Here is a 22,258-nt window from a genome sequence, read left to right on the forward strand (position 1 = left end):
CTTCATCCTCTCCGGTGCCTCTACTCCGCGAGCTTGCGCATTTCGGCGATCAGGTCGCTCTTGCCCTCGAAGCCGATGCCGGGGAGATCCGGCATCACGATATGGCCGTCCTCCACCCGGACACCGTCGGGGAAGCCGCCATAGGGCTGGAACAGGTCCGGGTAGCTCTCATTGCCGCCCAGCCCCAGCCCGGCGGCGATGTTGAGCGACATCTGGTGGCCGCCATGGGGAATGCAGCGCTCGGGCGACCAGCCGAACTGCGCCAGCACGTCGAGCGTGCGGAGATATTCCACCAGCCCGTAGGACAGGGCGCAGTCGAACTGGAGCCAGTCCCGGTCCGGCCGCATCCCGCCATAGCGCAGCAGGTTGCGCGCATCCTGGTGGGAGAAGAGGTTCTCCCCCGTCGCCATCGGCCCCGGATAGAATTCCGACAGGGCGGCCTGGAGCGCGTAGTCCAGCGGATCGCCCGCCTCCTCGTACCAGAAGAGCGGATAGTCGCGGAGCATCTTGGCGTAGGCGATCGCCCTTTCCAGCCCAAACCGGCCGTTGGCGTCCACCGCCAGCCGCGCCTGGCTGCCGATCTCCTCCAGCACCGCCTCGATCCTCCGGCGATCCTCCTCGATCGGCGCGCCGCCGATCTTCATCTTCACGACGTTGTAGCCGCGGTCGAGATAGCCGCGCATCTCCGCCCTGAGCGCCGCATCGTCCTTGCCGGGATAGTAGTAGCCGCCGGCGGCATAAACGAAGACCCGCGGGTCGGCCTCCCGCCCGTGCCGTTCGGCCAGCAGCCGGAAGAGCGGCTTTCCGGCGATCTTGGCGGTCGCGTCCCAGACCGCCATGTCCAGCGTGCCGACCGCAACGGACCGTTCGCCATGTCCGCCCGGCTTCTCGTTCGCCATCATCGCGGCCCAGATCCGGGCCGGGTCCAGGTTCGTCCCCTCATCGTCCAGCAGCGTCTCGGGCGCGGCCTCCAGGATGCGGTCGCGGAACCGCTCGCGGATCAGCCCGCCCTGCCCGTAGCGGCCGTTGGAGTTGAAGCCGTAGCCGACGACCCGCCGCCCGTCGCGCACCACGTCGGTCACGATCGCGACGAGGCTCGCCGTCATACGCGAGAAATCGATATAGGCGTTGCGGATGGGCGATGCGATGGGCTTGGTGACTTCGAGGACTTCGACGATGCGCATCTGGTCTATGCTCCGGCTCAAATGATCGGCCGGAGGGTATTGCCGGCTGACCTGAAGGGCCAATGCCGATTGCGGAACCCGCCATGCGCATCGGGCATCGCAGAGGAAACGGGAACGGAGGAAACCGGGGCGGATGGAACTGACCTGGCTTGAGGATTTCGCCGCGCTGGCGCGGACCGGGAACTTCTCCCGCGCGGCGGAGGCGCGGAACGTCACGCAGCCGGCCTTCAGCCGCAGGATCCGCGCGCTGGAGGATTGGATCGGCGCGCCGCTGTTCCTCCGCACGCCGCGCGGCGTCTCGCTGACCCCGGCCGGCGAACATTTCCGGCCGCGCGCGGAGGCGCTGGCGCGGGACCTCCACCAGCTCCGCCGGGAGACGCTGGACGTCGCCGGCCGGGAGAGCGCCGCCCTCTCCTTCGCCGCGACGCACGCCCTCTCCTTCACCTTCTTCCCCCGATGGATCAGGGAACAGGGCCAGGCGGCGTCATCCGGCGCGCTCAACCTCATCTCCGACAGCATGCAGGCCTGCGAGCAGGTGATGCTGCGCGGAGAGGCGCAGTTCCTGCTATGCCACCATCACGAGAGCGCACCCTGCCGGCTGGACCCGGAGCGGTTCGCCAGCGCCGTCGTGGCGACGGATGTTCTGCTGCCGCTCAGCGCCCCCGACGGTGAGGGCCGCCCGCTCTGGCCGCTGACCGGCAAGCCGGGCGCGCCCGCGCGGCGGCTGGCCTACAGCCCGGAATCCGGCCTCGGCCGCATCGTCGCGGCGAACCGCCCGTCAGGGGGCGACGCCTGGCCGGAGCCGGCCTTCATCTCCCACCTCGCCGCCACCCTGCTGTCGATGGCGCGCGCCGGCGAAGGCGTCGCCTGGCTGCCCCGCACGCTCGCGGAACACGATCTGGAAACCGGCCATCTCGTGGAGGCCGGCGACGAAACCCTCCACATCCCCCTGCAAATCCGCCTCTTCCGCCCCATCGCAAGGCAAAGCGCCACGGCGGAGGCGCTGTGGGAGGCGGTGGTGGAGGCATCATAGGCCTCTGCCACCTTTCATCTTCTACCGGCGCGGCGTCTTCGGAAGCTTTTTCGCTTCTTTCGCCAAGGCTGCGATGCGTTCGTCAGCTTCCTGTTGACGCTCAAGTTTTCGCCGCCGATCGAATTCCTCATATTGCGCTTCAGCAAGGCGCTTTGCGTCGGAGGCTTTCATGGAGCCGCCGGATCGCAAGACGGCTCGCCCAAGCTGGCGCAACTGCTGGTCCAGAAGGGTTTGGGCATCCTGCATCACCACAAGCCTGCCCATATCGAGTTGGTCCTCGAATATGTCGAGCAGGATTGTGGTAAGGCGATTCAGCTCCCTGATCTCCGCCTCGGCAAGGTAGTTCTTTGAGACGGTAACATCAGCTTTTCTGATGTGGTCGTTTTGCCAAGTATGCAAACCCATGTTCTCGGATTCATGGTTTGCTCTGAGGGCGACAATTTCCGCTGGCGTTTGGGATGTAACCGCATAGACCAGCTTGGCTTGCGTCCGCTGGTAGAACTCACGCGCGGCTTCGGTAGTGCCATTATAGTCCTGGCACATGGCGCAAATTCTGCGCAACTCACGGTACACATTCGCTTCGTCGGAGCGAATATCACGGATTATCTCGCGTAGCTCAGCTACCCGGTCGATATTTTCAGGCTGCTTGAGGCGAGGGGCGTCCACCACGAAGCCTTTCCTCGCGAATTGGACCAGCACCCCCGTCGCCCATCGGCGAAACATGGTCGCCTGCGTCGAGGATACGCGGTAGCCAACGGAGATCACAACATCGAGATTATAGACAGTCGCTGGCCGACCTGTGGTTGTTTGCACTTTTTGCAAAGAAGTCGATTCGTCCAGTTCGCCTTCCTCGAACACGTTGGCGATATGTCGCGACACCGTCGAGACATCACGGCCAAAGAGTTGGCCGATTTGCGCCTGTGACATCCAAAGAGTCTCACCCTCATAGCGGATGTCGAGTTGCAGTCCCTTATCGGCTCCATAGACGAGGAACCGGTCGCCGGTCTCTACGTCTTCCACCAGATGCACAGGCTCACTTTCATCGGCAGTCATCAAGGTCGTCCGACTCATTTGAAAGAGAACATTATAGCAACTTTCACAGCCGGACACTCGTCCAACCTCTGTATCTGCTCCCGGATGCTAAGGAATCTCGATCGCCCCCATGCGGCTGAACGACTGCGCGTTCATTTGATTGCCGTCGGCGATAAGCGACTCAGTGCACCGGAACTGTGCCAAAAACACCGCAGATGAGGGAGCGAATTTTGCTAAGTCTCTGAAAAGACTGGCGGACCCGACAGGATTCGAACCTGTGACCTCTGCCTTCGGAGCAATTTAGACTGTCCATCCGAATAACGCGATAGGGCACGCTATGGCACGCTATCTAGCTGAAAACACTGGACTTCCCGAGAAAGGGGCATCACGTTCCTATCCGAAATTACGCTGCGATTTCCGCCCGCGTGCTTACGTGGTGCTTACGCGAGAGGTCGGCGTCAAGCGGAGAGAACGTGATGGCTAAGATCACCAAGCGGGTCGTCGATGCCGCCGAGGCCCGGAAGAAGGATTACGTCCTCTGGGATGACGAACTACCGGGTTTCGGTCTCCGCGTCTTCACGTCCGGCAAGCGGAGTTACGTCATCCAGTATCGTGCGAGCGGCCGCTCACGCCGCTACACGATCGGCCTCCACGGCGTCTGGACGCCCGAAACTGCCCGTCAGGAGGCGAAGGTCCAGTTTGGAAAGGTCGCCCAGGGTGACAATCCCGCCGAAGAACGGCAGCTCGATCACAAGGCCATCACCGTCAAGGAACTGTGTACCCTCTATATCGCCGATCTTGAGGCCGGCCTCATTCTCGGGAAGGGCGGGCGGCCAAAAAAGCCAACGACCGCCAGCACCGACACCGGTCGCATCCATCGGCACATCATCCCGCTGATCGGCACGCGCAGGGTGAAGGATCTCACCAAGGCCGACATCAACAAGGTCATGAAGGACATCATGGCCGGGAAGACGCGCGCTTCCGTCAAAACAAAGAAGCTGCGCGGCAGGGCCATCGTGCGCGGCGGAGCTGGAACAGCGACCAGAACGGTCGGGCTGCTCGGCGGCATCCTCACTTACGCCATCGAGGCTGGCATCATTGAACACAACCCCGCCCACGGCCTCCGCAAGCCGAAGGACAGAGTGCGCGACCGTCGGCTCACCGAGGCGGAATACCGCATCCTCGGCCAGATGCTCAGGACAGCTGCCGTAAATGAGAAATATGCGATGACCGTGGACATCATCCGCCAGATCGCCCTGACCGGCTGCCGCCGCAGCGAGATGATAAGGCTGATGTGGACGGAGGCCGATACGGATTCCAGTTGCCTGCGCCTAGTCGAGAGCAAGGAAGGCGCCTCGATCCGTCCGATCGGTCTGCCCGTGATCGAATATCTGGAGGAGAGGAGGAAGCATCGCACCGGCACATACGTGTTTCCAGGCCCGCGAGCGGATGATGGTGCGTTCGGCGGTTTCGCCAACCATTGGGAACAGATCTTCGCCAATTCTCCGCTATCGGACGTGACGCCGCATGTCCTCCGTCACAGCTTCGCAAGTATCGCGAACGATCTCGGGTTCACCGAAATTACGATCGCGGCGCTAGTTGGCCATGCCAAGGGCTCGGTTACGAGCAAGTACATTCATTCGCTCGACACGGCGCTGATTATGGCCGCGGACACTATCTCTGGGTATATCCAGGGACTACTCGACGGCATCGAGTTCAAACAGACCGCCTATGCGCTCGATCGTGACTCCCGCAAGGCAGCGCTGGCAAGCTTCCTGGCCGAGGCGGCCGTGGAGCCGGAAGGCGAAGCCCAACGTCTGGCAGCCTAAAGCGAGCGGCGGTCGGTTCGTTGACGGGAATGCCCGTCAACGGCAGCAAGCCAATCAGCGGCTATGCTATCTCAAGTTGCCGACGCAGGTCCGGCGAGCCGCCCAACACGCGACAAATTTTCCATAAGCTGCAACTCGACTTCGGCCGCAGGCTGAGCCCACAGCTTCTCGAGTTCGCTGATCACGTTTCCAGCCTCCCAGGGCCAAGCTGCGCGCCCGTCGATTTGCGCAAACGGGCCATCAGACTCGGGCAGCAGCCGATCTTTCGGCATTCGCTTCGTCAGCTCTCTGCCTTTGTCTCCACGCAACATTGCGGGTCCGACGCTGAACCAGCACCCAACCTCGATTGCGCGGGCGAGCTCGCGGTTGCTGCCGGAAAACCAATGCAGGATCGGCGTGCCGACCCCAGGTCGAGCTTGCAGTTCGTCCAAGACCGGGGTAACCGCGCGCCGGCTATGTATCGACAGCACACGTCCCCCCGCAGCTCTGCACATATCTAGCGCGCGGCCGTAAACCAGCATTTGGTCTTCCCAGTGCCTCTTGAACTCGGGCGTGCCGTCGAGCCCGATTTCACCGACGTAGCGTGTCTCCGGAATGAGACGCTCGAAGATCGCCATCTCTCCCTTACGTTGATGCGCCAGCTGGGGATGAATGCCTAGCGCCGTTCGTATGCGCGATGCGCCCCTCGTCAGAGCCGAGGTGCCGGACCAAGCTGACGGCGTGGTAGTGACGGACAGGACGTAGAGTCCCTTCTCCGCGCAGGCACGCGCAACGGCATGAGGATCCGGGTAAAGATCGAGGTGGCAATGGAAGTCGATCACTTGACGCCGTAGTGTTTGTGCAGCGTCGCCAACTCTTCAAGACCACGCTCAACCAAGGCCCTTATCGGCGCCAGATCGCCCATTCGTGGGTAGGCCAGTGCGGACCCTAACCAGGCGTCGAACCCGTCTGACCGAGCCTCAGCGATCGCCATCGCCACGGATCGGACGTCGTCAAAATTCGAGTGATCCCCATCGTTACGACCGAGCGGGGCGAACTTGTAGAAGGTGGTGTCCGGTTCGCCCCAAGCATGGAAGGCGGCCCTCCGAATCTGGCACGGCATACATCGACCGCAATGCTTGTAGTTGAAGACGCGATAACGGCCGCAGCTCACCGATTGCACCGCGAGCGCCTTCAGCAACGTCTGGTCGGCGCAGCCCTTCAGCATCTCACCTTTGGTGCTGTGCTCGTAGGGATTCTTAATCCGGATGCGCAGTCCCGCCGCGTCCAACACGTCTTGGATTCGGTTCAGGAACTCGGGATGGGCCGTGCGTGTGCTGAGACTTCCCAATCGTGAGCCGGTCAGAGGCGGATTGATCGCAATGAATCCGTTTTCACAGACGTAGAACGGCACTTCGCCACCATCATGGTAGGCGGCAAGCGACGTCCCAGCCAGCACGCCAAACGCGATGAAGATCAACGACCTCGCGCGTTGCGAAGCCTCTTTCGTCCAAGGCGGCGTCGCATTGTGATTGAGCGCGACATGACTTAGCCCGCCCCCAATCGCCGCGGCGAAACCGGCTTGGTTGTCGCCGTCGCCGCGAACGATGTTGCTGACCGCGAGCGGGTTGAGGCCGGAGCTAGCGAGATCGATTGCGCCGATCAGGCTGTCGAGTCCGCCAGACAGTAGCACCACGCCATCCTGGTCCGGGCGAATTGGGTCTCGCGGCGGTGCCGGCTGCATGCCACCGTCAATGAATGTCAGCCGCCAGCGGTCAGTCGACAGGAACTTGAGGGCGGTCTCTAAGGCTGTGGCCTGGCTGTTCCAGAACGCCGCGTCGGCGACGGCCACCGTCAGCTCGATCTCGCGCGTCCATCCGTCGGCGCTTTGCGAACGCCAGACGGCCAGATCGGCGGCCACAATGGCAAGTGCCAACGACAGCAGATCCCACGCGCGGGGTGCGGCTTCGAGCCGCGCACGCAGAAAGTCCGTTCTCGCGGCTTGACCAGCGCTGGCCCGGGCCGAGCGACCGTCCTCCACCAAGCCGGGTCGGCCGTATAGGACGACGTTCAGCGCTCCATTCTCTTGGAACGGAAAGTCCTCCGGCGCGCAGACCAGCCTCATTCCGCATATCCTTCGAACACATCAAAAGTCTCGCGGAGCGCGGCTCGAACCACCTCGCTGATACGACCCGCGGTCAGGACGCGGCCGGCCTCCCGCAGTCTACGAAAGGCCGCAGCGACGGTTTCCTTGACGTAGTCCCGAGCTTGCTTCAGCCGAGAAAGTGCCGTGGTGGCACTGGGTGCCTTCTCTCGAATGGTCTGGCCGACATCGAGGTCGAAACGGCGAAAGACATCGTGCGCTGTAAAGCGCTCGATCGCCATTTCCCGCTGTTCGGGCGTGAGGTTGAGAAGATCCGCGTCCGGAAAGCGGGTAAGCAGCTCAGACAGGGCATCCCGGATCGCCGCGCGTGCGGCCTCGGCGTCTTGCGTGCCATCCACCGGTCTGACCGCCTCAACTACGGCATCCATAATCTCATCGGCTGAACGGCCGGCTAGCAGAGCAGGATCGAGCGAACTCCCCGGTGCTGCAGGCTTGCCGGCGGCTAGTCCCGCCAAGGCGCCGCCAAGCGCGCTGGCGGTCGCCGCTGTTCCTCTCATTCGGCGCGCGGCCGTCCCAGCACCGCCGTAGCCGCTGCGCACGTAGTGCCCGAAACCGCGCCGCATCGCCCGTGTGTCGCCAGTGCTCGCGTAGTCGCCGAGGCTTCGACTGACTCCCATCCAGCGACGATCTGGCGCCAACGGTGCCGGCTGCGGGACAGCGGCGGGCGCTGGCGACCCGTCGTCAGCCGCCGGTTCGTCGGCCGTCGGTGCCTCGGGCGGTGGATCGTCTACCCAAGACGGCACCATCGAAACGCCCGCCCCCGGACCTTTACTGGACTGCGACGTTCCCATTATCCCTCCGCTTCTTGATGGCTGCCTTCACCGGCTTGCTCACATCGCCGCTCTCCCAAGCCCGGAACAAGCCTGGAGCCCAAGATTGGTCTCCAATCTTCGGCACGATGTTCGGCTCGATTTGGGCGCTCGGCCGCTCGCGCAGGAAGGCGGCCAGACGGGCCCCCTGGGTCGGGTCTGCGTCCGACATGGCGAGACAAGCCTCCAGGATTGGCGGAACGCCCCATGCCTGTTCCTGACGCGCTCGATCGAGGAGGCGATCCATCATGACGGTTGTCTCAGCCCTCGCTACCTTGACCAATCGCGCCTTCAATGAGGCGGCCATGTCGGGGTGCTCGAGCAAGGCCGACAGCAGGTCGGCGGCGTCCGACGACAGACGATCGCCGGGGGTGATCAGCGGTGCGTGCTCGCGGCTAACGTACAATGCACCCCGCAGGTCCAAGTCGGCCAGGGCCGGCGGAAGGGTCAGCCATTCCACGACGAACGGGTCATCCCAAGGCGGTAGGAGCTCAAGTTCGGCACCGGCTGTCGCCTTGGCTTCCCAGTCAGCGAGAAACGCAGGCTTGCCGGTGTCGCTCGCGCTCGCGGCGGCGATCAGCTCGGAGTAGGCTTTCGGATTGCCGAGGCGCTCGAACAGCAGCAGCTTCGCCAGTACAGCTTCGTCCACGCCTACGCCCTGCGCCCGCGAAATCGTCATTCGGATGGCAAGCGCGTTGAGAAAGCGCTTGATCAAGCGCGGATTGCCGGAGATGCCGGAGGCTGAGGTCATCAACGGCGCGAGGCGATCCGCAGTGTCGAGCTTGCCTACCAGTTCGTCAGGAAATGCTGTGTGAAGCGATTGAACGAACGCGCGGTCGACGCGCTTACCCTGCCAAGTCTGTCGCAGCTGCTGACAGACGCCGACACGGATTTTCTCCGTCACGTCTTCGGCAAGGTCGCTGTTCTCAATGAACAGCAGCATCATGTAAGCGCGCACTTCCTGAGTGCCTAGGCCGGGCACACGGATCGGCACCTGGATGAGCTTGTCGAAATAGTTGGTCACGAGAAGGTCGTCGTTGACGCCCTCGAAATGCTTGCGCACGGCGTGCTTGATCATCTCATTGTCGGCGGCGATTACGAATGCCGTGTGCTTCAGAAACAGGAAAAGGCGGATCGCTTCCAGGGTGGAGATCGTCGTCGGTGGCAAGCAGCGATCGAGGTCGTCAATAAGCACAACCAATGTGACGCCTAACTCCTCCAGCGCCTCCTCAAAGCTGTCGCGCAGCGCTTGAATTTCCTTCGGCGGCGAGGTCTCGGCTCTAGCGGCGAGCAGACCACCGGCGGCGGCGGCGGCATCACCCACCTTCTTCTGCGCTTCGTCCAACTCCTCAGCGTCCACGCCATCGAGCGCTCGCTTGCCTAGTCCCCAGACGCCGCCGAGCAGCCCGACCGGTGGCAAGCCAAGCGCCAGCGCTGCGGCATCGCCCGCGACGAGCCTAGCGCCGCGCAGCCAGCGGACGCGCTTCATAATGCTTGCGACCTTGTCGATCGCGGTCTCGCGCTTGGCCGCTTCATCTTGCAGCTTGGTGGCGATCACGTCCATCAGCGCTGCGCGGGCATCATCGTAGCCCTGGTAGAGCCACGCGTTGAACTCCACGAAGATGAAGTCGCGGTCACCGTCCTTGTTGGGCCGCGCTGCCAACGACGCTTGCGTAAGCTTTATTAGCGAGGATTTCCCAATGCCCCAGGCGCCGGATACGCCGATCGATATCGGTCGGCCGCGCGCCTGTACGATAATCTCCGCCACTGTATCGGCGACGCCAGAGAAATTCAGAAAATCTCGTGTCGTCTCGTTATCAGCCCACACCATACGCTCCGTTCATTGACATTACGGAGCCACTCTCCGGAAACACTCGAATGCCAGCAGCGAACACCACTTTCAAAAATGACGCTGCGCTAGTTTACTGACTGCGTAGCACGAAGTGCGTGTGTCAGCACAACTACGCTGCAACCACAGAGATTCGACCAGCCGGACGGGAACGCGGCTTCTTTTTGATCACGATCTCGACGTCCTGATCGAGCGCGGTCAGGAAGGTCATCAGCCGTTCGACCGAAAAGCCGTCCAGCTTGTAGTTGGCCAGCGCTGAGACCTTTGGCTGGCTGACGTTGAGCTTTTCGGCCGTGGCCGCTTGCGTAAGTCGTCGACGGCCGATCACGTCGTTGATGGCGTGCGCCAGACGCAGCTTGGTCTGTCGTTCACCGGCGTCCGCATAACCGAGATCAGCGAAGACATTACCGGTGCCGCGCGTGATCGTTTCGTCGTCTTTCATCGTCTCAGCGCCTCGGCCTATCATAACGAGCCTCATAATCCTGTTGCGCGGCCTTCAGTCTCCGCTCGACGAGATCGACATCGACCTGCGCCGTCCTGATTCCCCTTGGCGACTTCTTCTGGAAGGCGTGCAGCACGTAGACAACCTCCTTGAAGCGTAACGTGTAGACCGCCCGGTAGGTGTTGCCCGAATGGTCCTCGACCACCTCGAAGACACCTGCGCCCTGACCTTTCCAGGGCTTGGCCGACGGATGCTTGCCTCCGAACTGCGCCAACCCCAGCGCGTTGCCCATCTCGTCCTTCACCGGCTCGGGAAAGCCGAGAAAGTCCTTTTTGGATGAACCCACCCAATCGAGCGGCTTCTCACCTGCCGTCATCGCGCGAGCCATCGCCTTATATCCCACTTTCGGGATAATCTTTCAAGGCTTTCGACAGGTGTTCGCCGATGGATTTACGACAGTCGACCCTTGACTCTGAACCATCGACGATAGAACAGATAGTGAACATGCTGATCCGTCTGTTTCAGGAGGTGTACGTCAAACGTGCGGCCCGAGCCCGCCATAGAGTCCTTGCGCGCCCAGATCCAAAAGATCGAAAGCAAAAACAGGCGCGCAAAATCGGTGCTCCCCTTCGGGATCGCCGAACTGGATTCGCGACTCCCCGCCGGCGGTCTGGCTTTGGGCGCCCTGCACGAGGTGGCGGGCGGAGGTAACGGCGCCGTTGACGGCGCGGCTGCGGCATTGTTTACCGCCGGCGTGGCCGCTCGCACGAAGGGCAAGGTGCTCTGGTGCATGACGCGTCCCGACCTTTTCGCCCCGGCGCTCGCCCAGGCTGGCCTCTCGTCCGACCGCGCCATCTATGTCGAAGCCGGGGACGACAAGACGGTGCTGGCCTGCTTTGAAGAAGGCCTCCGGCACGGGGGATTGGGCGCGGTCGTCGCCGAGGTGGCGCGGCTGTCGATGACCGCCTCGCGGCGCCTCCAGCTCGCCGCTGAGCAATCGGGAACGATCGGGATCGCGGTGCGCCGGTGGCGGCGCCAGACCGAGGCGACCGACTTCGGCCAGCCGACCGCCGCAACCACACGCTGGCGAATATCGGTGCTGCCATCGACACCCTTGCCCGTGCCGGGCGTCGGACGGGCCCGCTGGCTGGTCGAGTTGGTCCGTTGCCGCGCGGGCGAAAGCGCAGATTTCACCTTGGAGGCCTGCGATGACACGGGTCGTCTCGCTCTTCCTTCCCACCTGGTCCACGGATCGGGTCAGAAGGAAGTCCGGCGACGCGTCGCCTCCGCCTGAGGCGCCGCTCGTCCTAGTCGGCCGTGACGGGAGACGGCGTGTGGTGCTGGCCGCGTCCGCAGCGGCTCAAGCAGCGGGCCTGCGCGTCGGGATGGCCGCGACCAAGGCCCAGGCTCTGGTCCCAGGCCTCGTCATTCAAGACGCCGATCCGGCTGGCGATGCCGAGGGTTTGGATCGGCTCGCCGCGTGGATGCTGCGCTACGCGCCGGTCGTTGCCGCCGATCCGCCGGACGGCATCGTCATCGACTCGACCGGCGCCGACCACCTCCATGGTGGCGAACTCGCGATGCTCGCGGGGCTTGTCGATCGGCTTGCCGCGTCTGGCGTGGCAGCGCGCGGCGCAATCGCCGAAACCTGGGGCGCGGCCCATGCGCTCGCCCGCTTCGCCGCGCGGACGACGTTGATCATCCCGCCGGGATCGGTTTCGGCCGCTATCGCGCCGCTGCCGCTCGCCGCGTTGCGTTTGCCGCCTGACGTGGTCGCCGGCCTGCGCGTGCTCGGCTTCGAGACCATCGCCGATCTCCTGGAGCAGCCGCGCGCGCCGCTCACACTGCGGTTCGGACCTGAGCTCGGCCGCCGTCTGGATCAGGCGCTCGGCCGTGTCAGCGAGCCCATCGAGCCGATCCGCCCGGCGGAGCTGATCGAGGTCCGACGCAATTTTGCAGAACCGATCGGCGCCGCCGAGACCATCGCCCGCAATATCGGCAAGCTCGTCGTCCAGCTCTGCGAGGCGCTGGAGACGAACGGGCTCGGCGTGCGCCGGCTCGATCTCGTCTGCCACCGCGTCGACAACCGCGCCCAGGCCGTCCGCGTCGGCACGGCCCAGCCGGTGCGGGACGTCAAGCGCCTGACCCGGCTCCTCTGCGAAAAGATCGAGACGATCGAGCCGGGTTTTGGCATCGAAATCATGACCCTCGCCGCGACGGTCGCAGAGCCGCTCCTTCAGAAGCAGGCTTCAACGACGCTCGTTGACGAGCCCGAGGCGGACGTCTCCGACCTCATGGACATCCTCGCGAACCGGGTCGGCGAGAGACGGTTGTACCGGATCGCGCCGGTCGCCAGCGACGTGCCCGAGCGCTCCGTCTGCCGCATTCCGGCGATGGCGCCCGACACGGGCGCGGCCTGGCCCGGTCACTGGCCGCGGCCGTCGCGCCTGCTCGTCTCCCCCGAAGCGATCGAAACGGTGGCGTTGCTTCCTGACCAGCCGCCCGTCTCCTTCACCTGGCGGGGCATCCGCCGGCGGGTCCGCCGCGCTGATGGCCCGGAGCGTGTCTTCGGGGAGTGGTGGAAGCGCGACGCCGAGCTGGTCGCCGTTCGCGACTATTTCCAGGTCGAAGACGATGCGGGCGAGCGCTATTGGATCTTCCGCTCCGGCGATGGCGAAGACGCCGCGACCGGCTCCCACCGCTGGTTTCTGCATGGAACCTTCGGATGAGCGGTCGCCGATATGCCGAGCTGCAGGTCACCTCCCACTTCAGCTTCCTGCGCGGGGCATCTTCCTGCGAGGAGCTGTTCGCGCAGGCCGCGTTGCTCGGCGTCGAGGCGCTGGCCGTCGTCGACCGCAACTCGCTCGCCGGGATCGTCCGCGCCCATGAAGCCGCCAAGACCACGGGTGTGCGCCTGGTGGTCGGCTGTCGCCTCGACCTCAGGGATCGCATGTCCGTGCTCGTCTATCCGACCGACCGGCCGGCCTATGCGCGGCTCTGCCGCCTGTTATCGCTCGGCAAGAAGCGGGCGGGCAAGGCGAAATGCCATCTCGAATGGTCCGACCTCGTCGCCTATGGCGAAGGCCTGATCGCCGTTCTCATTCCCGACGTGGCGGACGAGACCTGCGGTCTGCGCCTGCGCCGGCTGCGCGAGGTCTTCGGCGACCGTGCCTACATGGCGCTGTCCTTGCGCCGACGGCCCAACGACCAGCTCCGGCTATGGCAGCTTTCCAATCTCGCCGCTCAGATGCGCGTCGCCACCGTCGTCACCAACGACGTCCTGTTTCATGTGCCCGCTCGCCGCATCCTGCAGGACGTGGTGACCTGCATCCGCCATACCTGCACCATCGACGAGCTAGGCGACCGACGGGAGCGGCACGCCGATCGCTATCTGAAACCGCCCGAGGAGATGTACCGCCTGTTCGGCCGCTATCCGGAGGCATTGGCCCGGACGAATGAGATCGTCGACCGCTGCCGCTTTTCCCTCGGCGAGCTGGCCTATCAGTATCCCGAGGAGCGCGACGATCCGGCGCTGACGCCGCAGCAGACCCTTGAGAAGCTGACCTGGGAGGGCGCTGCCGAGCGCTATCCGGAGGGGCTGCCCGGCCGGGTGCGCCGCTCACTGGAGCACGAGCTGCGGCTGATCGCGAAGCTGGACTACGCGCCATACTTCCTGACGGTGAACAGCATCGTGCGGTTCGCCCGCTCGAAGGACATCCTCTGTCAGGGGCGCGGGTCGGCGGCGAACAGCGCGGTGTGCTTCGTGCTCGGCATCACCTCGATCGATCCAGGGCGCAATGATCTGCTGTTCGAGCGCTTCGTCAGCGAAGAGCGACGTGAGCCGCCTGACATCGATGTCGATTTCGAGCACGAGCGGCGGGAGCAGGTCATCCAATGGGTCTATGAGACCTACGGCCGCGACCGCGCCGCGCTCTGCTCCACCGTCACCCGTTACCGCTCCAAGGGCGCGCTGCGCGACGTCGGAAAGGCGCTCGGATTGACCGAGGACCTCATCAAGATGCTGTCGTCCCAGGTCTGGGGCTGGTCGGAAGAAGGCGTCGAGCCGAAACACGTCGCGGAGCTGAACCTCAACCTGAACGACCGACGGCTGCGCCTGGCGCTCGATCTCGCTCGTCAGCTCATGGGCGCGCCGCGCCATCTGAGCCAGCATCCGGGCGGCTTTGTCTTGACCCACGACCGGCTGGACGAGCTGGTGCCGATCGAGCCAGCGGCCATGATCGACCGGCAGATCATCGAGTGGGACAAGGATGACATCGACAGCCTGCGGTTCATGAAGGTCGATGTGTTGGCGCTGGGGATGCTCTCCTGCATGAAGCGCGGCTTCGATCTTCTCGACGAGCACAAAGGCATCAGCCTCGATCTCGCGACCATCCCGGCCGAGGATCCGCGCACCTACGCGATGATCCGCAAGGCCGACACCCTCGGCACCTTCCAGATCGAAAGCCGGGCCCAGATGTCGATGCTTCCCCGGCTGAAGCCGCGCACCTTCTACGATCTCGTCGTTCAGGTGGCGATCGTCCGCCCCGGGCCGATCCAGGGCGACATGGTGCATCCCTATCTGCGCCGCCGCGAAGGGCTGGAGCCGGTCCACTATCCCAAGCCCGAGCTTGAGAAGGTGCTCGGCAAAACCCTCGGCGTGCCGCTCTTTCAGGAGCAGGCGATGCGCGTCGCCATCGAATGTGCGGGCTTCACGCCCGGCGAAGCCGACATGCTTAGAAAGTCGATGGCGACCTTCAAATTCACCGGCGGCGTCTCGGCGTTCAAGGCGAAGCTGGTCGATGGTATGGTCGATCATGGCTACGAACGCGACTTCGCCGAGAAGACCTTCAAGCAGCTCGAAGGCTTCGGCAGCTACGGCTTTCCGGAAAGCCACGCAGCCTCCTTTGCGCTGATCGCCTATGCCAGCGCTTGGCTGAAATGCTGGCACTCAGACGTCTTCTGCGCGGCGCTCCTCAACGCGCAGCCGATGGGTTTCTACGCGCCGGCTCAGATCGTGCGCGATGCCCAACAGCATGGCGTCGAAATCCGACCCGTCTGCGTCAACGCCTCGCGGTGGGACAGCACCTTGGAGCCGACCGGCGACGACAGCCGCTTTGCCGTCAGGCTCGGACTACGGATGGTCAAGGGCCTCGCCAATGCCCACGGCGCCGCCATCGTCGGGGCGCGCGCCGATCAGCCCTTCGCGTCAGTCGATGACCTCTGGCGGCGCGCTTCCGTGCCCACTGCAGCCCTTGTTCAGGTCGCGGAGGCCGATGCCTTCGGCCCCGCGCTTGGCTTGGCCCGCCGGGAGGCGCTCTGGGCGATCAAGGCGTTGCGCGACGAACCGCTGCCGCTTTTCGCGGCTGCTTCCGCCCGCGAGGCCGGGCCCGTGCCGGAGGTCGACGAGCCCGCCGTGCTCCTCCGCCCGATGACCGCCGGCGGCGAGGTCGTCGAGGACTACGGCCATGTCGGGCTAAGCTTGCGCAGCCATCCTGTGTCCTTCCTGCGTGAGGATCTGCGGCGCCGGCGGATCGTCTCCTGCACCGAGGCGATGGAGGCGCGTGACGGGAGATGGCTTGAAACCGCAGGCATCGTGCTCGTTCGCCAGCGGCCGGGGTCGGCCAAAGGCGTCATGTTCATCACCCTGGAGGACGAAACCGGCATCGCCAATCTCGTCGTTTGGGCAAAGATGTTCGAAAAATACCGGCGCGTCGTCCTGTCGGCGGGCATGATCGCCGTGCGCGGCCGCGTCCAGCGCGAAGGCGAAGTCTTACACCTCGTCGCACATCAGCTCACCGACCTTTCGGCAGAACTCGCCAGCGTCGGCGATCGCGACGCCGCGTTCCCACTACCGCACGGACGCGGCGATGAATTCCACCACGGCAGTCCAGCGCCCGACCCGCGCGGGTTGCCGCCCAAGGGGCTGCGCACCCGCGACATCTACATCCCGGACCTGCACATCGACACGATCAAGGTGAAGACGCGGGATTTCCGCTGACCGGTGCGGCTGTCCCACCCGGAGTTTCGGCGCTATCGTCCAGCTTCACGAGTCCAATCAATGGAATGCGGGACATGACCGATGTCACCTTGTCGGCGACGCCCAAGGGCAATGGGTATCAAGCGACGGTGACATTCGCGGGAGCGACCTCGATCAGCTCCGCGGAAACCTATCCGACCATGGGCGAGGCGATCGCCGCAGCGGCTGTCAAACTTCTCGACATGTCGGAGCGCCTTGAGGCGCTGGAACAAGACGCTCTTCGCCAGACGACGCCGGAACCGGCTGGAGGTAGCACTGATGTGGAGCGTGATCTCGCACGTTCGCGGCTGGATTGATCGCCGTCGAGCGATACGGCGCCGCTGGCAACGAGACGCGCGGTCGCTGATCGCGCAAGATGAGCGTGGCGCCTATTGTGCGGCGCAGCGCTTGGCGGCACGCTCCCGCGCCTTGGGCGAGCAACGAGAATTCATGCACTGGGCGAAGGTGGCGGCCGAGGTTGCCAGGCTGTCACCGTGCGCCGAGATGGACATCGCGACGGTTCGCTCGATCGCTGATGACGAGATGGCGCAACGTCACCGAACCCACAACGGCTGACGCCTGGTCGGCTATTCCAGCCCCAATTCGGCCCGAACCTTCTTCGTCAGCTTGGCCGCGATCAGGGTGTGCGCCGCTCGCAGATGGTCCGCTAGTTCGTCGTCTGGCCAGTCGTTCGGATCATCGAGATGCACCCATTTGGCGCGGGCGAGATATGGCGCCGGGCGCGCCCTGCCGCTCTCGGTCAGCACCTCGAAGGCGATCTCGGAGACTTTGAACGACAAACCGCCCATCGCCCCAATCATGGCGAACATCTTGCCGCCGACCTTATAGGCGTCGTGGTCCTCGCCCCAAGGGTGATCCAGGGTCGCGCCTGTGAACGCCAGGCACACCCTTCCGACGCCTTTTCGGTCCATGATCGCTCTTCGATCCTCGTGTCTAGTCGCTGCCTTCGCGCACCGTTTCCACATGCAGAGAACCTTCGGGCAACGCCCGCAACAACTCGGCTTCCGGTCTGGTCAAGTCGATCCATGCAGTCCAGTCCTTCGGGCGCAGGATCACGATCTGACGGTTGTGGTAGGGTTCGATGTCGGGACCGGGATCCGTCGTGAGCATCGTGAACGCGGGCGGAGCGCCATCTTTGCCCTCTCGCCAGATGCCGGCGATCGCTAGGAACGGCGCATCGTTCAGCGTGAAGCGGTGTTTGGCCTTTGGGTATTTCTTGCCCGTGAACTCGAAGAACGCTGAGGCTGGAATCAGGCAACGGTTGCTCTTGTCGAAGTGCCGTCCTTCGGACCGGAAATTGAAGACTGGGCCGCCGCGTGGTCCTGACGGCGGGAAGCTGAAATTCATCGGCACGAGCTCGATGCCGTTGCCGGCAGCGCGCATAACCGGTGCCATGTCGTTGATCTTGATGTCGTCGGCTTGCGGCAGGTCCAACTCACTTTGGTGGGTTGGCATGCCGAGTTCCAGCGCCTGCATCATCTTGCAGTATTCGGCCCAGGCGACGTGTTGTTCGTAGTCGTTACACATCCGCGATCCGTCCTTCCGTGGAAGCGACGTTACGGGATGGCGGCTCTGCGGAAAACCGGAATGAGGGGAAAGCCTTCCCCTGCGGCCGAGCCGAGGTCTCGGCCGACCCCTTCGAGCGGGGCTGCCGCCCCGCAACGCCCCGCCGCTACCCCGCCGCCGGAACCAAAGCGGCGAGACTTGCCGCCAGCTCGGCGTTCCGGAACGGCTTTGTCAGCCGCGGCAAGCCGGCCGCGACCCCATCGGCCTCTGCATAGCCCGAGACGACCAGAACCGGCAGCTCCGGCTGCCCGGAACGCAGCGCATCGGCCAATTCCACTCCGGTCATGCCGGGCATCAGATGATCGGTGACGAGCAGGTCGGGCTTGAGACCTTCCCCGACCAGTCGCAGAGCTTCTTCGGCGGAGCCCGCTTCGATCACCTCGAAGCCGAGGTCGATCAGCATGTCGGCCGTGCTCATTCGGACGAGGTCTTCGTCATCGACCAGCAACGCCGTGCCGAGCGCTTTTGGAGACAGCCTCTCGCCGACTTGTTGATCTTCGTCGTCAGACGTGACGGCGCTGATGGGGAGCCAGAGCTCGATGGTCGTGCCCTGGCCAAGCTTGCTGGAGATGGTCAGGCCGCCATTGAGCTGCGCGGCAAGCCCATGCACCATCGAAAGGCCGAGACCCGTGCCCTTGCCGATGCCCTTGGTCGAAAAGAACGGCTCGATCGCGCGCGCAAGCGTCGCTTCGTCCATGCCGGTGCCGGTGTCCGAGACGCAGAGCCGGACGTAATGTCCACGGCGCAACCTGGAACGATGGTCTTCGCGGACTGACTCGCGCGTGGCCGCAATTGTCAGCACGCCGCCATCCGGCATGGCGTCTCGCGCGTTCACCGCCAGGTTCAGCAGCGCCATTTCGAGCTGATTGGCGTCGGCCCTGACAGGCGGCAGATCGTCCGGCAATTGCACGCGCACGTCGACCTTGGGTCCCGACGTGCTCGCGATCAGGTCGGCCATTCCGCCGATCAGCCGCTTCAGATCGACCGCACTCGGCTGTAGCGGTTGGCGGCGGGCGAAGGCCAGCAAGCGCTGCACAAGGACTTTTGCCCGGTCCGCCGACTGCAGTCCGCCCTCGATCAAGCGTCGTTCCCGCTCGCTGCCGACGCCGCGGCGCATCAGCATGTCGAGACTTCCGATGATGGGCGTCAGCAGGTTGTTGAAGTCGTGCGCGACGCCGCCGGTGAGCTGCCCCATCGCCTCCATCTTCTGGCTCTGTCGCAGCGCCTCCTGCGCCGCCGCCAGCTCCGCCGCGGCCCGCAAGCGATCGGAGATATCGGTCGCCAGGTGGAAGGCGCCGATGATCACGTCATTCCCGTCGCGAAGCGGCGTGTAACTGATCTCCCAGAGCGGCACGCCGAGCTCCGGCCGGCCGAACTCCTCCGTGACGGTGAAATGCTCGCCGGTCAGCGCGCGGTCCATCAGCGCCCGCATGACCGACCGCTGCTCAGGGATGAACAGGTCGGGAAAGACGTCGCCCAGCTTCGTGTCGAAGCCGTTCACGCGACGGAATTCGTCGTTGTGCGCCTTGTTGAAGGCGATCAGGCGATAGTCGGTATCGAAGGCGCAGATCGGCGAGGCGGTCGCCTCGATGATATCCCGAAACCTGCGAAGTTCGACGGTGCGATCGGCAACCTGGTGTTCAAGCGTCTCATTCAGCTCGCGCAGCGCGGCTTCGGCGAGCTTGCGGTCGTGGATGTCCACCGACGCGCCGAACCAACGCGTGATCTCGCCGGTCTGCGGGTCGCGATAGGACTCGGCGCGCGCGAGGAACCAGCGGTCCTCGCCCGAGGCCGAGCGGATGCGGTGCTCTATCTCGAACGGCTCGCCCGTCGCCAGCGCCGCCTCGAAAGCTGCGACGACGGCCGCGCCATCGTCCGCATGCATGAAGTTCGCCGCCATCTCGGCGTGCGTCCACGCCTCGTCGGACGCGCCGGTGTAGTCGACGAACTGCCGGTTCAGGAACTCCATGCGGCCGTCCCGGTCGGTGATCCAGACGATCTGCGGCACCGCGTTCGCCATCAGCCGGAACCGCGCCTCGCTCTCGCGCAGCGCCGCCTCGGCGCGCGCCCGCTCGACCGCCGCCCAGGTGCGTTCGGTGGCTGCTTCCACTAGCGCCGCCTCGCCGGGCGTCCAACGCCGCGGCCGCGAGCTCACCGCGCCCAAGGCCCAGATCGGATTGCCTGCTCCACGGCGCAGCGGCGAAGAGAGGAGCGCCCCGAAACTCATCGCCGCGAGCGAGTGCTTGTCGGTATCGGTCAGCTCAGGATCGTTCGCCGTATCATTGAAGATCAGCGTTCGATCGAAGGTTCGCTTGCCTGCTTCCGGAAAATCGGAAAAGCGGAGCGGCGAGGGCATCGGCGCAAGATCGGGGCGCCGGAATTCCTGGATGACGTCCACCCGATCCTCGGCCGGATACATCGCGGTCGCATAGCATCGGTCGAGCCCCAGCTCTTCGGCGAGCATCCGAACGGCAACATCCACGACCGCGTCCTCGTTCGGCTGCGTGCGCAGCGCGTCGCCGAGCTTCAGCAGGAACGCCTGGCGCCTCTCGCTTTCGCGAAGCGCTTCCTCGGCGTGCTTGCGCATGGTGATGTCGAGCGCCATGCCCAGCATGCGAGTGGGCTGCGGCGGATCGCCCTCGAATTGCGCCCGCGCCCTGATCGCTACCCAGCGCCGGGTTCCGTCGGGCAGGACGAGCCGGATTTCCTCGTCGAGCACGCCGCCCCCGGCGGGGTTGGTCGCCCGGGCAGCCGCCTCGGCGTAGCGATCCCGGTCGCCGGGATGGATCATGGCTTCGAGAGCGCTCTGAAGGTTCAAGCCCCCCTCGGGCGGCTGCCCGAACAGGGCAAGCATCTGCGCGTCGGGCTCGCCCCGGTCTTCGCCGGGATACCAGACGAACGTGCCGATCGATGCCGCTTCGAGAGCGAGCTGGAGGCGCCCCTCGCTTTCGCGCTGCGCCGCCTCTGCTCGCGCCTGTTCGGCAGCAGCCCAGATGCGTTCGCTCACTTCGCGCACGAGGTCCACTTCGGCCTCCGACCAGTCCCGCGGTCGGCTCTTGCTCAAGCACAGCGCTCCAACCAGTCGCCCATCCTTGATCAACGGAACGCCTATGTTCGCTATGAGCTGTACGGCGGCGCTGGCGGAGCGCTCCGCATCTGGCACCAGCTCGGAGGCTTGCGTGTCGGGGATCGCATAACTTTCGCCGCGGCGCAGCATCGCGATGGACCACGCGTAGTCCGCAAGCCGATGCGTGCCCGCGAGGGATTGCACTCCGTCACGCACGAAATCGCGCGCGACTCGCGCTACGCCCACCGCTTCGTCGATCTCGACGTAATAGGCCCGGTCGACATCGAGCCACTCGGCCAAGAGGCGGCAAGCCTCGTACTGAATCTCGACTGGATGACCGAGCGGCCGCAGCGCGTCGCTGAGCTTGAGCAGGAACGCCTGCCGCGCCTCGCTTTGCGCCAGCGCCTCCTCGGCCTCCTTTCGCTCGGAAATGTCGCGGACCATGCCCTTCATGCTCCGGGGCTGCCCGCGGGCGTCGAACGCGACCTTGCCTTGCGCCCAGAGCCAGCGCACGGCGCCGTCGGCGCGCCGGATGCGGGCCTCGAAGTTCCAAAGCCCGCTGGCAAGCGCCTCCTGGAACTTCCGGTCCACCACATCGCGATCCTCGGGAAGGACATGCTCAAGGAACGATTCGTAGGTCCATTCGGGAAGCAGCGAATCGTACCCGAACATCCGGTCGTGCTGCAGGGAACGCCAGGCACCATGGGTGACAAGATCCAGCTCCCACACGCCCAGATCGCCGGCTTCGAGCGCGCGCGCGAGTCTCGCCTCGCTCTCGCGCAGCGCCTCCTGGCGCCGATGCGCTTCGGTGACATCGTGGCCTTCGCAGAAGATGCCGATGATCTGCCCGGCTTCGTCCACCATCGGCTCGTAGATGAAGTCGAGGAAAAGCTCCTCCTCCGGCGCCTCGGGCGTTTCGCGAAACCGCGCCGGCGCCGCATGCGCGACATAGCGCTCGCCGGTCGCGTAGACCCGGTCCAGAAGCTCCTCGAAACCTTGCCCGATCAGCTCGGGGAAGGCCTCGCGCCACGGCTTGCCGACGGCATCGCGGTCGCCGAACAGCCGCTTGTGCGCGTTGTTGACGAAATCGAAGACGTGATCCGGTCCCCTCAGCGTGCAGATGAAGCCTGGCGCCTGACCCTAACGTCGGACCGCTATAGTGCTGGTTCACTCGGTCGGGCATTCAATCCATAGCAGACACGCCGCCTCTTCACAGGCCTATTCAATCGTAGAATGGCATGCGGGGCCATCGTGATCCGTGAGAGAT

18 protein-coding genes are annotated in these 22,258 nt (G+C 64.7%); 7 read left to right on the plus strand and 11 right to left on the minus strand.

Annotation, left to right across the window (positions count from 1 at the left end):
• Positions 1-20 precede the first annotated feature (20 nt).
• Complete coding sequence (locus AAFN89_RS14870; RefSeq protein ID WP_347539867.1) at positions 21-1,184, minus strand: mandelate racemase/muconate lactonizing enzyme family protein; 1,164 nt, start codon at positions 1,182-1,184, stop codon at positions 21-23.
• Positions 1,185-1,317: 133 nt separating this feature from the next.
• On the opposite strand from AAFN89_RS14870, the gene AAFN89_RS14875 reads away from it, so the two are divergent.
• Positions 1,318-2,217: a LysR family transcriptional regulator gene (locus tag AAFN89_RS14875; protein ID WP_347539868.1), complete on the plus strand. Its 900-nt coding sequence runs from the start codon at positions 1,318-1,320 to the stop codon at positions 2,215-2,217.
• Positions 2,218-2,238: 21 nt separating this feature from the next.
• Here the strand turns inward: AAFN89_RS14875 and rhuM are convergent, their stop codons facing one another.
• Positions 2,239-3,270: a RhuM family protein gene (rhuM, locus tag AAFN89_RS14880; protein WP_347539869.1), complete on the minus strand. Its 1,032-nt coding sequence runs from the start codon at positions 3,268-3,270 to the stop codon at positions 2,239-2,241.
• A 455-nt stretch (positions 3,271-3,725) separates the two neighbouring features.
• Here rhuM and AAFN89_RS14885 point away from each other — a divergent pair, with 455 nt between their 5' ends.
• A complete protein-coding gene (locus tag AAFN89_RS14885) occupies positions 3,726-5,078 on the plus strand; it encodes a tyrosine-type recombinase/integrase (RefSeq protein WP_347539871.1) in 1,353 nt (450 codons plus the stop codon).
• Between the two features lie 71 nt (positions 5,079-5,149).
• Here AAFN89_RS14885 and qatD read toward each other — a convergent pair whose 3' ends face one another.
• The 6 genes from qatD to AAFN89_RS14915 all read right to left on the minus strand — a co-directional run bounded on the left by qatD (position 5,150) and on the right by AAFN89_RS14915 (position 10,709).
• Positions 5,150-5,899 carry a Qat anti-phage system TatD family nuclease QatD gene (gene qatD / locus AAFN89_RS14890; protein ID WP_347539873.1) on the minus strand — a complete coding sequence of 250 codons (750 nt, stop codon included), beginning with the start codon at positions 5,897-5,899 and terminating at the stop codon, positions 5,150-5,152.
• Positions 5,896-7,182 (minus strand): Qat anti-phage system QueC-like protein QatC, encoded by a 1,287-nt coding sequence (gene qatC / locus AAFN89_RS14895; protein ID WP_347539874.1) that lies wholly within the window; start codon positions 7,180-7,182, stop codon positions 5,896-5,898. The genes qatD and qatC overlap by 4 nt, the downstream gene beginning before the upstream one ends.
• Positions 7,179-7,784 carry a Qat anti-phage system associated protein QatB gene (qatB, locus tag AAFN89_RS14900; protein ID WP_347539875.1) on the minus strand — a complete coding sequence of 202 codons (606 nt, stop codon included), beginning with the start codon at positions 7,782-7,784 and terminating at the stop codon, positions 7,179-7,181. Before qatB ends, qatC begins: the two co-directional genes overlap by 4 nt.
• Before the next feature lie 205 nt (positions 7,785-7,989).
• Positions 7,990-9,861 (minus strand): P-loop NTPase fold protein, encoded by a 1,872-nt coding sequence (locus AAFN89_RS14905; RefSeq protein ID WP_347539876.1) that lies wholly within the window; start codon positions 9,859-9,861, stop codon positions 7,990-7,992.
• A gap of 130 nt (positions 9,862-9,991) precedes the next feature.
• Positions 9,992-10,321, minus strand: coding sequence for a helix-turn-helix transcriptional regulator (locus AAFN89_RS14910; protein WP_347539877.1), 330 nt, complete (start codon positions 10,319-10,321; stop codon positions 9,992-9,994).
• Positions 10,322-10,325: 4 nt separating this feature from the next.
• Positions 10,326-10,709, minus strand: a complete 384-nt coding sequence (locus AAFN89_RS14915) for a type II toxin-antitoxin system RelE/ParE family toxin (protein ID WP_347539878.1) — start codon at positions 10,707-10,709, stop codon at positions 10,326-10,328.
• 180 nt (positions 10,710-10,889) lie between these two features.
• Here AAFN89_RS14915 and AAFN89_RS14920 point away from each other — a divergent pair, with 180 nt between their 5' ends.
• The 5 genes from AAFN89_RS14920 to AAFN89_RS14940 all read left to right on the plus strand — a co-directional run bounded on the left by AAFN89_RS14920 (position 10,890) and on the right by AAFN89_RS14940 (position 16,913).
• Complete coding sequence (locus AAFN89_RS14920) at positions 10,890-11,615, plus strand: ImuA family protein (protein WP_347539880.1); 726 nt, start codon at positions 10,890-10,892, stop codon at positions 11,613-11,615.
• On the plus strand, positions 11,530-13,050 hold the full coding sequence (locus AAFN89_RS14925; protein ID WP_347539882.1) for a DNA polymerase Y family protein: 1,521 nt from the start codon (positions 11,530-11,532) through the stop codon (positions 13,048-13,050). Before AAFN89_RS14920 ends, AAFN89_RS14925 begins: the two co-directional genes overlap by 86 nt.
• Positions 13,047-16,319 carry an error-prone DNA polymerase gene (locus AAFN89_RS14930; RefSeq protein WP_347539884.1) on the plus strand — a complete coding sequence of 1,091 codons (3,273 nt, stop codon included), beginning with the start codon at positions 13,047-13,049 and terminating at the stop codon, positions 16,317-16,319. Before AAFN89_RS14925 ends, AAFN89_RS14930 begins: the two co-directional genes overlap by 4 nt.
• A gap of 74 nt (positions 16,320-16,393) precedes the next feature.
• Entirely contained in the window at positions 16,394-16,654 is a 261-nt protein-coding gene (locus AAFN89_RS14935) for a hypothetical protein (protein ID WP_347539885.1), read from the plus strand.
• Positions 16,617-16,913: a hypothetical protein gene (locus tag AAFN89_RS14940; RefSeq protein WP_347539886.1), complete on the plus strand. Its 297-nt coding sequence runs from the start codon at positions 16,617-16,619 to the stop codon at positions 16,911-16,913. Before AAFN89_RS14935 ends, AAFN89_RS14940 begins: the two co-directional genes overlap by 38 nt.
• A gap of 11 nt (positions 16,914-16,924) precedes the next feature.
• Here the strand turns inward: AAFN89_RS14940 and AAFN89_RS14945 are convergent, their stop codons facing one another.
• The 3 genes from AAFN89_RS14945 to AAFN89_RS14955 form a co-directional block, all read right to left on the minus strand.
• A complete protein-coding gene (locus AAFN89_RS14945) occupies positions 16,925-17,269 on the minus strand; it encodes an MmcQ/YjbR family DNA-binding protein (protein WP_347539887.1) in 345 nt (114 codons plus the stop codon).
• Positions 17,270-17,291: 22 nt separating this feature from the next.
• Positions 17,292-17,885, minus strand: a complete 594-nt coding sequence (locus tag AAFN89_RS14950; RefSeq protein ID WP_347539888.1) for an SOS response-associated peptidase family protein — start codon at positions 17,883-17,885, stop codon at positions 17,292-17,294.
• Between the two features lie 145 nt (positions 17,886-18,030).
• Positions 18,031-22,113 (minus strand): PAS domain S-box protein, encoded by a 4,083-nt coding sequence (locus AAFN89_RS14955; RefSeq protein ID WP_347539993.1) that lies wholly within the window; start codon positions 22,111-22,113, stop codon positions 18,031-18,033.
• Between the last annotated feature and the right edge of the window lie 145 nt (positions 22,114-22,258).

This window comes from Inquilinus sp. CAU 1745 (assembly GCF_039839375.1).
Classification (GTDB): Bacteria; Pseudomonadota; Alphaproteobacteria; order DSM-16000; family Inquilinaceae; genus JBDOQU01.